The sequence below is a fragment of the Streptomyces sp. SM11 genome (assembly GCF_002910905.1).
Taxonomy (GTDB): Bacteria; Actinomycetota; Actinomycetes; order Streptomycetales; family Streptomycetaceae; genus Streptomyces.
This window is the reverse complement of sequence record NZ_NEUE01000062.1, coordinates 1-394: the sequence shown is the minus strand read 5'-3', so window position 1 is coordinate 394 and position 394 is coordinate 1. Positions and strand designations below refer to the sequence as shown.

At 76.1% G+C, this 394-nt stretch carries 1 pseudogene; it reads right to left on the bottom strand.

Going from position 1 to position 394, the window contains the following annotated elements:
• Positions 1-394 (bottom strand): annotated as a pseudogene (locus tag B9S58_RS03800) (ATP-dependent helicase); the annotation flags it as partial.

Sequence of the window (394 nt, the reverse complement as noted above, 5' to 3'; positions counted from 1 at the left end):
GGCCCCGGCCAGCCGGTGCAGGGCGACGACCAGCGCGGTGCCGGTGTCGTCCGGGGCGTCCACGTCGATCCGCACCGAGACGGTGTCGCGCACGGCGTGGGCGATCTGCGCGGCGGCGGCCAACGCCTGGTCGGCGGTGTGCGCCCCGACTCCGGGGAGCTGCCGGAGCTCGTAGCGGTTCGTGCCGTGGACCTGCCCGACCGTGCCGAACCCGGCCTGCTCCAGCGCGCCGAGACGCAGCCGCCCATCGGTGACGTCCTTGAGCCGGGAGACGGGGATGGCGGCCAGCTCCCGGCCCACCAGGGAGTCGAGGAGAGGATCGAGCACGGAACGCACGGCGTCCACGGCGCTCGCCCGGTCCGCCGGCACGGCACGGGCGCTCTCCAGGAGCCGT